The organism is Bryocella sp. (assembly GCF_058498515.1).
Genome location: NZ_JBMHYI010000057.1, coordinates 46,509 through 55,307 on the forward strand (window position 1 = coordinate 46,509; position 8,799 = coordinate 55,307).

At 64.7% G+C, this 8,799-nt stretch carries 4 protein-coding genes; 2 read left to right on the forward strand and 2 right to left on the reverse strand.

Going from position 1 to position 8,799, the window contains the following annotated elements; all coding sequences use genetic code 11:
* Window positions 1–9: 9 nt before the first annotated feature.
* Both AC5E6W_RS17185 and AC5E6W_RS17190 read left to right on the forward strand, forming a co-directional pair.
* The gene (locus AC5E6W_RS17185; protein WP_491753556.1) at window positions 10–5,112 is read left to right on the forward strand and encodes an Ig-like domain repeat protein; all 5,103 of its coding nucleotides are present in this window, start codon (window positions 10–12) and stop codon (window positions 5,110–5,112) included.
* A 10-nt stretch (window positions 5,113–5,122) separates the two neighbouring features.
* Window positions 5,123–5,719 (forward strand): outer membrane beta-barrel protein, encoded by a 597-nt coding sequence (locus tag AC5E6W_RS17190; protein ID WP_491753557.1) that lies wholly within the window; start codon window positions 5,123–5,125, stop codon window positions 5,717–5,719.
* 92 nt (window positions 5,720–5,811) lie between these two features.
* Here the strand turns inward: AC5E6W_RS17190 and AC5E6W_RS17195 are convergent, their stop codons facing one another.
* Both AC5E6W_RS17195 and AC5E6W_RS17200 read right to left on the reverse strand, forming a co-directional pair.
* Window positions 5,812–8,469 (reverse strand): DUF3536 domain-containing protein, encoded by a 2,658-nt coding sequence (locus AC5E6W_RS17195; protein ID WP_491753558.1) that lies wholly within the window; start codon window positions 8,467–8,469, stop codon window positions 5,812–5,814.
* Window positions 8,470–8,535: 66 nt separating this feature from the next.
* A partial coding sequence (locus AC5E6W_RS17200; RefSeq protein WP_491753559.1) for a serine hydrolase occupies window positions 8,536–8,799 on the reverse strand: 264 nt, incomplete at its 5' end.

Sequence of the window (8,799 nt, forward strand, 5' to 3'; positions counted from 1 at the left end):
TGCGCGAGCATGGGTCGCGCCCTCGCTTGCCTCGCAATCCTGGGCGCCGGCATCGCTTCGGCGCAATCGGCTGTCACATCAGTACCCGGAAGTACCATTGTCGGCCAGAGCTCCGCGGCCGTTACGGTTACCGTCACGATGACTGCCACCGGCACGTCAGCGGCTCCCGTGGCCCTGACCCAGGGCATCGGCGGCCTGGACTTCGCCGTGACGGGTGGCAGCTGCGCCTCGGGCGCCTCCTACACCGTGGGGCAGCAGTGCACCGTCAGCGTGGTCTTCACGCCCAGGTATCCAGGTCTGCGAAACGGTGCGGTCGAGATACCCAACGCGGGCGGCGGCCTGCTGGGCACGGCCCTGGTTGCAGGCAACGCGACCGGCTCGCTCGCGGTGCTTTCGCCCGGCAACCTGACCACTGTCGCCGGCGATGCAGCCTGGGTCTACAACGGCGACGGCCAGCTTGCTACGGCGGCGAACATCTTTCTGCCCCAGGGCGTCGTGACCGACGCTGCGGGTAACCTCTTCCTCTCGGACTCGACCAACAACCGCATCCGCCGCGTGGACGCGACCTCGGGCATTATCAGCACGGTCGCAGGCGATGGAATTCCGGGATACGCCGGCGATGGCGGCCCCGCGACCGCAGCTGAGGTCAACCAGCCTTCCGGCCTCACCATCGATGGCGCGGGGAATCTGTATTTCGCCGACACGACCAATAACATCATTCGCCGTATCGACGCGGTAACTGGATTCATCTCCACCGTGGCCGGTAACGCAACGCAGGGCTACACCGGCAACGGAGGCGCGGCGACCTCCGCCGAGCTCTCGCTGCCCCAGGGCGTCAGCTTCGATTCTGCCGGCAACATGTACATCGCCGACACCGGCAACCACGTCGTCCGCGAGGTCAACACCGCGGGCATCATTACAACCATCGCGGGCAGCGGCGCACAGGGCTTTGGCGGCGATGGCGGTCCTGCAACTGCAGCGAAGCTCAACGCTCCATGGTCCACGCTTGTCACCAGCTCCGGCGCGTTGCTCATCGCCGACTTCAACAACAACCGCGTACGCCAGGTCATCGCCGGAACCATTACGACCTTCGCCGGCAGCGGTACGCTTGGCTTTTCCGGCGACGGTGGCCAGGCAATTCAGGCCCAGCTGAATGCTCCGGCCGCGCTTGCGCAGGACCCTGCAGGAAACGTCTACATCGGCGATACGGCCAACAATCGCGTCCGCGAGGTCATGATCAGCACCGGCCTCATCAGGACGCTGGCCGGCAACGGCAGCGAGGCCTACTCCACCTCCGACGAAGGCCAGCCCGCCAACAATGTGGGACTCTACGGCCCCTACGCTCTCTACTTTGACCAGACCGGAGATCTCTTCATCGCGGACATGTTCCACAACCGCGTGCGCGAGATCAACGCGACCAAGACCCTGCTCACCTATCCCGACATGAAGGAAGGCAAAATCTCCGCGCCTATCTCCGTCATGGTGGCGAATGATGGAAATGCGGACCTGCATCCGCAGGCGCCGATCTTCAATCAGTCCGCGCTGGATGGCGTTTCGACGACCTGCGCGATCGGTGTGGCGCTCTCGCCGGACGCGACCTGCAACCTGGGCGTGGAGTTCGCGCCTACCGTTGTGGCATCGCCCGATAACGGGATGCTAACGCAGCCTTCGGACGCCGGCAATACGCCTATCTCCATCAAGCTCACCGGCAACGTGCTTTCGGTCAATCCGACTTCCCTGTCTCTCGCCTCCAGCGCGAACCCGGCCGCTGTCGGGTCTGCCGTGACCTTCACCGCCACGATCTCCGCGCCGGATGCCGTCACGGGGACGGTCATCTTCTCGGACGGTGCGACCCAGTTGTGCTCAATCACGTTGGCTACCACGCAGGCCTTCTGCAGCACGAGCACGCTGAGCCTCGGCGCCCACAACATCACCGCCGTCTATAGCGGAGACAGCCAGAACGCGTCGGCGCAGTCTCCGCTGACCCAGCTCATCCAGCAGCAGGACGCGCTGATGCTCGGGGCCGTGCCCAACCCCGCCACGGTGGGCGAGAACGTCACCTTCACCTTCACCGCGACTCCTCCCTCGGGTACGGCGACGGGCACGGCCAAGTTCTACGATGGGACCACGCTGCTGGGCACGCAGACGCTCGCGGGCGGCGCAGCCTCCTTCACCACAGGCTCGCTCATGGTGGGCACGCACTCCATCACGGTGCAGTACTCGGGCGACAACTCGAACGCGAGTGGAACCTCGAACACCGTGAACGAGGTCGTGAATGCGGGCACCAGCACCACAACCCTCGCTACCAGCGCGGCTGTGGTACCGGTCGGTACCAGCGTTACGTTCACGGCCACTGTGACCGGCAGCTCCAGCTTCACCACAACGGGCACGGTCACCTTCAAGGACGGAACGACGGTGCTGGGCACCGGCCCGCTCAACGGGAGCTCCATCGCCACCTTCACTACCTCGGCTCTGGCGCCCGGCACGCACGCCATCACCGCGACCTACGGTGGCGATGCGCACAGCTCCACCTCAGTCTCCTCCACCCTTGCCGAAACGGTGAACCAGCTCAACACCACGACCGCTCTGAGCTCGAATGCGAATCCCACGAACGCGGGCGCGACGGTGCAGCTCACGGCAACGGTTGCGGTCGGTTCCGGTTCGACTGCAGACGGGGCCATCACTGGAACGGTGACCTTTACCACTGGCGCGACGGTGCTGGGAACGGTCAACGTGAATGGCAGTGGAGCGGCGACGCTCTCCACCAACCAGCTCAACCAAGGTTCGCAGTCGGTAGTCGCCACGTACAACGGCAACACCAACTACGCGGCCAGCACCTCGACCGCGGTGCTTGAGGTGGTCAACCAGACCGCCAGTACGACGGCAGCGCACGCCACTCCGGCGGCTCCGCAGGCCGGCCAGACCGTGACGGTCTCGGCGGCGGTGAGCAGTGCGACGATTCCACCGTACGGCACGGTCACTGTCAGCTTCGGCGGTTCGGTCGTCGGTACGGGCACACTCAACGCGGGCGGCGTCACCACGGTTGCGTTGACTACACTTCCCGTCGGCACGGATGTCCTCACCGTGACCTACGCAGGCAATGCCAACTACGCGGCCAGCTCCACGACGGTCTCCGTGGTGGTGAGCCAGGCTACATCGCAGACGGCCCTGGCCTCTAGCGCGAATCCGCAGACGCTCGGCCAGCCTGTCACCTTCACGGCCACGGTCGCCAGTGCGGATACGGGCATCACGGGCAGCGTGAACTTTCTGGATGGCTCGACCTCACTAGGCACAGCGACAGTGAATGCAGGCGGCTCGGCGATCTTCACGACGAGCGCGCTGACCTTCGGTCCGCACACCATCACCGCGGTCTATGGCGGCGACACCAACCATGCTACCTCGACCTCAACCGCGGTCACGGAGCACATCGTACAGCCGGCAAGCGCGGTGCTCGGCTCGAGCACGAACCCGGCAGTCTCCGGCCAGAATGTGATCCTCACGGTGAAGATCACAGGCGCGGCCTCCACGGTCCCGACTGGCAACGTCACGTTCACCGACGGCGCAGTGAGCCTGGGCACGATAGCGCTGGACGCGACCGGCTCGGCTTCCTTCGCGACATCCTCGCTCGCGGTGGGCACGCACCCCATCGCGGTCACCTATCCGGGCGATAGCAATTACTCAACCGCGCAAGCTGCGTTGACCCAGACGGTCCAGAGTGCGACCACGCAGGTCACGCTCACCTCGAGCGCCAACCCTGTCATCTACGGCACCCCGGTAACGTTCACTGCGGCGGTCAGCAGCAATGGCACTCCCGCTGCCGGCACAGTGACCTTCACCGATGGCACGAAGACCATCGGCACGGGAACGCTCAACGCGAGTGGTGTGGCTACTGCCAGCGTCTCGTCGCTGGCGCCCGGAACGCACTCCATCGTGGCGAACTACGGAGGCAGCGGCAGCACCAGCGCTTCGGTCTCCACCGCTCTCGTGCTCCAGGTGGAAGAGATGACGCAGGTTGCGCTCATCTCCGGCGAGAACCCCGCATACACGCTCGATACCGTGACGTTCACCGCGCTGGTGACCAACTCACAGATCGGGATCCCCAGCGGTACCGTCACCTTCACCGATGGCACGACCAAGCTGGGCACGGTTGCTGTCGGCGCCAATGGCGCTGCTGTGCTCAGCGGCATCACCTTCACTGCAGGCAACCACTCCATCCTCGCCAGCTACTCTGGCGATGCCACGGACCTACCCTCGGTGTCGACGCCACTCGTCGAAGGCGTAACGCTGCGGCCCACCACCACCACACTGACTGCGACCAACGCCAACCCGGCCGATCTGCAGGCGGTGACGCTGATCTCGGTCATCCGTTGGACGGGCACGGGCACGACGATCCCCACGGGAACAGTGACCTTCACCAGCAACGGCCAGACCGTGGGCACAGCGCAGGTGGACAGCACCGGTGTGGCGACGCTCGATGTCGAGCTGCAGTCCGCCAGTGAGACCATCGTGGCGAACTACGCGGGTGACACAAACTATGCGGCCTCGAACTCCATCGCCACTTCCGTGGTGAGTGGCCCGGCGACGCAGTTCACTATCGGCGTAGCGCCTGCGCAGGTGTCCGTTCCGACGGGGCAGCACAGCGTCGTCAACGTGACCATGAGCTCGATCAAGGGCTTCAACGACACGCTGCAGATGGGCTGCCTTGGCTTGCCGGTCTACGCCACCTGCACCTTCTCGAGCGATGCCGTGCAGCTTGCAGCCAATGGCACCGTGACGGTGCAGCTAACGGTCGACACCGGCGACCCGCTGGGCTCGGGCGCAACCGTAACCTCAGCGTCGCTGAAGAAGCCGGTCTCTGGCGGCAACGGCACGATCGCGTTCGCGATGCTGCCTGCCGGCCTGCTGCTGGGCTTCGGGCTCTACAAGCGGCGTCGCCTCGGCGCGCTGCTGGTGGTGCTGCTCGCGGTTGCGGTCAGCTTCGGCGCGACGGGCTGCTCAGGCCTCCACGAGAACACAACGCCCGCGGGGACGTACACCTTCAAGGTGACGGCTGCAGGCAAAGGAACAGGCGTGACCCAGTCACAGACAGTTACTCTCACGGTCACCAACTAAGGAGCGGCGAATGATACAGCGAATCCCATCCCTCGCCGCCACTGCGCTTGCGCTTGCCGCCCTCGTGCTGCCTCTGGCAGCAAGGGCGCAGGCCGGCCCCACGGCGGGCGGACCCGGAAGCTATCTCAATGCCGGCGGCGGCGTGTCGGCCTTCCAGACCGACTATGGCAAGAACTACATCGGCGGCGGTTACGTCAACGTAGACATGCACCCGCACTGGCGGTATGGCATCGAGGCCGAAGGCCGCTGGCTGCGCTACCACACCGATGAAGGCGTCACGCAGTCCAACTACCTCATCGGACCGCACGTGAACATCAAGGAGTTCGGCCCCGCAGTCGTGTACGGCAAGTTCCTCGTTGGCGGAAGCCGCATGGTCTTCCCGTTCAATGATGGCTACGGCACGTTCTTCACCATGGCTCCTGGCGGCGGCATCGACTTCCGTCTCGGCGATCGCTGGACGGTACGCGCTCCGGACTTCGAGTACCAGATCTGGCAGGACTTCGGCAGCCACGGCCCGCTGCATCCTTACGGCGTCAGCGTAGGCCTCACGTATCGCATCAACGGCGTCGATCGGTATCCGAAGAAGGATCGGCCGTGGAGACACTAAGTGCCGGTGAGTAGGGAAAAGTGAATAGTGAAGTAAGGCGCGTCGGTACGAGCGCCTTTGCTTTTCCTCACTATTCACTATTCACTCGCCTCTCAAAAGATCGGCACCCCATTCTCCACTACCAGGTCATCCACGCTGATGTTCAGGGCGGTGCCCAGCTTGCGGAAGCCATCGCGCCACTCGCGTGTCCAGTTGGCGGCGTCGGCGCGATGCAGCATGTCGTTCCAGATGTTTTGCGCCTGCCACAGGTTGACGTCCATCGGCAGCGTGCGCAGGCTCTCCGCGACAGCCAGCGTCTCATGCAGCACAGCGGCGTTTTGTTCATCCACCGCGGTCTCAAGGCGGACCATCGCCCGCTTCATGCGCTTGTCGGCGGTGAAGCTCAACAGCGCGCGGTCCAGCTGTACGTGGTCGATGGTGGCGCGGCGCAGCAGCCGGCTCACCTCGGCGGAGTCGTAGGTATCAGCCTCCAGCGCGTGGCGCAGGCTCGCATTGATCGCAAAGCCCGCGGTGAGCGCGAGCGCGGGTGGCGCGGTGATGTTGGCCTCGCCAAGGAAGTCCAGCAGCGTCGCATGCTCTTCGTAGATGCGCATCAGCGACCCCTCGACCTCCGACAGTGTCTGGTTCAGGATCGACTGCAGGATGCGGTGCTGTTCATCGGCGAAGAGCGACGTGAGCGAGTATAGCGTGCCACCGAAGAACTCGTCGATGAGCCGGATGAGTTCGGGCAGGTTCGCGCGGCGCAGGCTGCCACGGGCCTTCTCGGTGAACTCCAGCCATGCAGCGTCATCCGTCGAATCGGCTCGCTTCACCGCGGCCGAGAGGTTCTGGTCGCCGAGATGCAGCACGGCGAAGCAGATCGCTTCCGTCTCCTCGGTGATGCGCGAGCGCAGTGACGCTTGACCCAGCGCCACGCGGCCACGGCCGGAGGTCAGCATGTCCGAGCTGCAGCGCTGCACATCGAAGCAGAAGATCTGGCCCGCATCGGGATACGCGCGGAACATGCTGCTGATGGCATAGTGCGCTCCCACGCTGTCGAGATCCACGCGTTTGGGCAACACGAGCTTGCGATAGATCTCCGCACCGTTGCGAAGCTCGGGCACATTGCTTTCGGCCAGCGCCAACACCTCGAGGAAGTCGTGCTCCAGCGCCGCGGCGGAATCGCCAAACAGCGGAGCATCGCCAAAGAGCTTCTGCGCCAGTTGAATGACGCGGCCCGCATACGCGATCACCTGCACCGTCTCAATGCCGGAGATCTCGTCGAAGAACCAGCCACAGCTGGTGTACATCAGCTGCGTGTGGCGTTGGAGCTCCAGCAGTTCCAGCACGGTGACGCGTTCCGCTTCGCTGAGCTCATGCGTGGCGTGCTCGTCAAAGAAGAGCCCGATGCTGTCGGGCGAACGATCAAGCACCACTTCGATGTACGCATCGCGCGCCGCCCAGAGGTCGTTCAACAGCGGCGCGGCAAGCTCCTCGGCCATTGGCGCGGTGCGGTCGCGCAGCAGGTCGAGCGCATGGCGCAGCGGGCCGCGCCACTTTTGATTCCATCCCGGCTTGCCGCCGTTGCATCCGCAGTCGGAGCGCCAGCGCTCCACGCCATGCGAGCATGACCAGGAAGAGTCGTCGACAACCTCGGCCTCAAATTGCGGCGGATGCAGCGCAAGAAACTCGCCGTAGTTCGTCAGCCGCGCCAGCTGTTGTTCTTCGATGGTGTGCAGCGCGAAGCTCAGCGCCATCTCGCCATGACGATGATGGTGGCCATAGCTCTCGCCATCGGTCGCGACGTGCACCATCTGCGGCTCGTTGGCTCCCTTGTCATCGCGCAGGCCTCTCAGCAGCCGTCGTGCGAACACTTCACCGGAGTTCAGCAGGCCCTCAAACGCGATCGCGCGCGAGGTGGGGCCGTCGTAGAAGAAGACGGCGATCGAACGGCCTTCGTCGAGCTGCACAACATACGATCGCGTGGTGTCGACGATCGCGTTGGGCGTCTCCAGCCAGGGATGCGCGACTGGTTCGGCGGCCTCTGCGCCTGCCACTGTAGCCTCCTCGCTCACAGCGTCCTCTTCATAACTCCCGTCAACGAAATCCGTGGCGCGACGCAGAAGCTTTGGCGCTGGATCGACGGGTTGCGCGTAGATGGGCTGCAGCCGAGTGGCGTCATCCTCTGATAGAGGACGTACCCGCGCACACTGGTGCGGCGCGAGGATCGTGAACTTGATGCCTTCCTGCGCCATCAGGTCCAGCACGCTGCGTGAGACGGCCGTCTCCGCCAGCCACATGCCTTCCGGCTTGCGGCCGAAGCGATGCTCGAAGTCGGCGATGCCCCAGCGGATCTGCGTGCGCGCATCGCGCTCGCTCGCCAGCGGCATGATGATGTGGTTGTAGACCTGTGCCAGCGCCGAGCCGTGACCGTTGAAGCGCGTGCAGCTCTCCTTGTCCGCCTCGAGAATCGCGCGGTACGCGCCCGGCGCACGCTTCTCCATCCACGAGAGCAGCGTCGGGCCGAAGTTGAAGCTGATCTGCGCATAGTTGTTGACGATGCGCACGATCTCGTTGGCGCCGTTCAAAATGCGCGAGGCGCCGTTGGTGCCGTAGCATTCGGCGGTGATGCGCTCGTTCCAGTCGTGGTAAGGCGCCGCCGAGTCCTGGGTCTCGACGACTTCAAGCCACGGGTTTTCACGCGGTGGCTGGTAAAAGTGTCCGTGGATGCAGAGATAGCGTCCGGTCGTGTTCTGTGCTGTTTCGCTCATAGGGTCTTCCAGCTCCATTAGAGCAAACCAGCGTTGACTCCACGGTTCACAGCCAGCAATGTCACGTTACCGCTGGAGCGGCCGCGGGCTCGTCGCCCCCTCCGCGGCGCTCCAGACGACCTTGCCGATCTGCGCAATCACACCTTCGCGCACCGCCTCGGGAGCGCGCGAGTCAGACACAAGGACAGCCACCGCAAGCTTGCGTCCGTCCTTCATGGTGATCAGTCCCACATCGTTGGTCGCGTGCGCAAGGCCCCCGTCGACGCCCGAGGTGCCGGTCTTGTGCGCGATCACCGTCCCCGCAGGCAGCAGCGCCTTCAGCCGATGCGG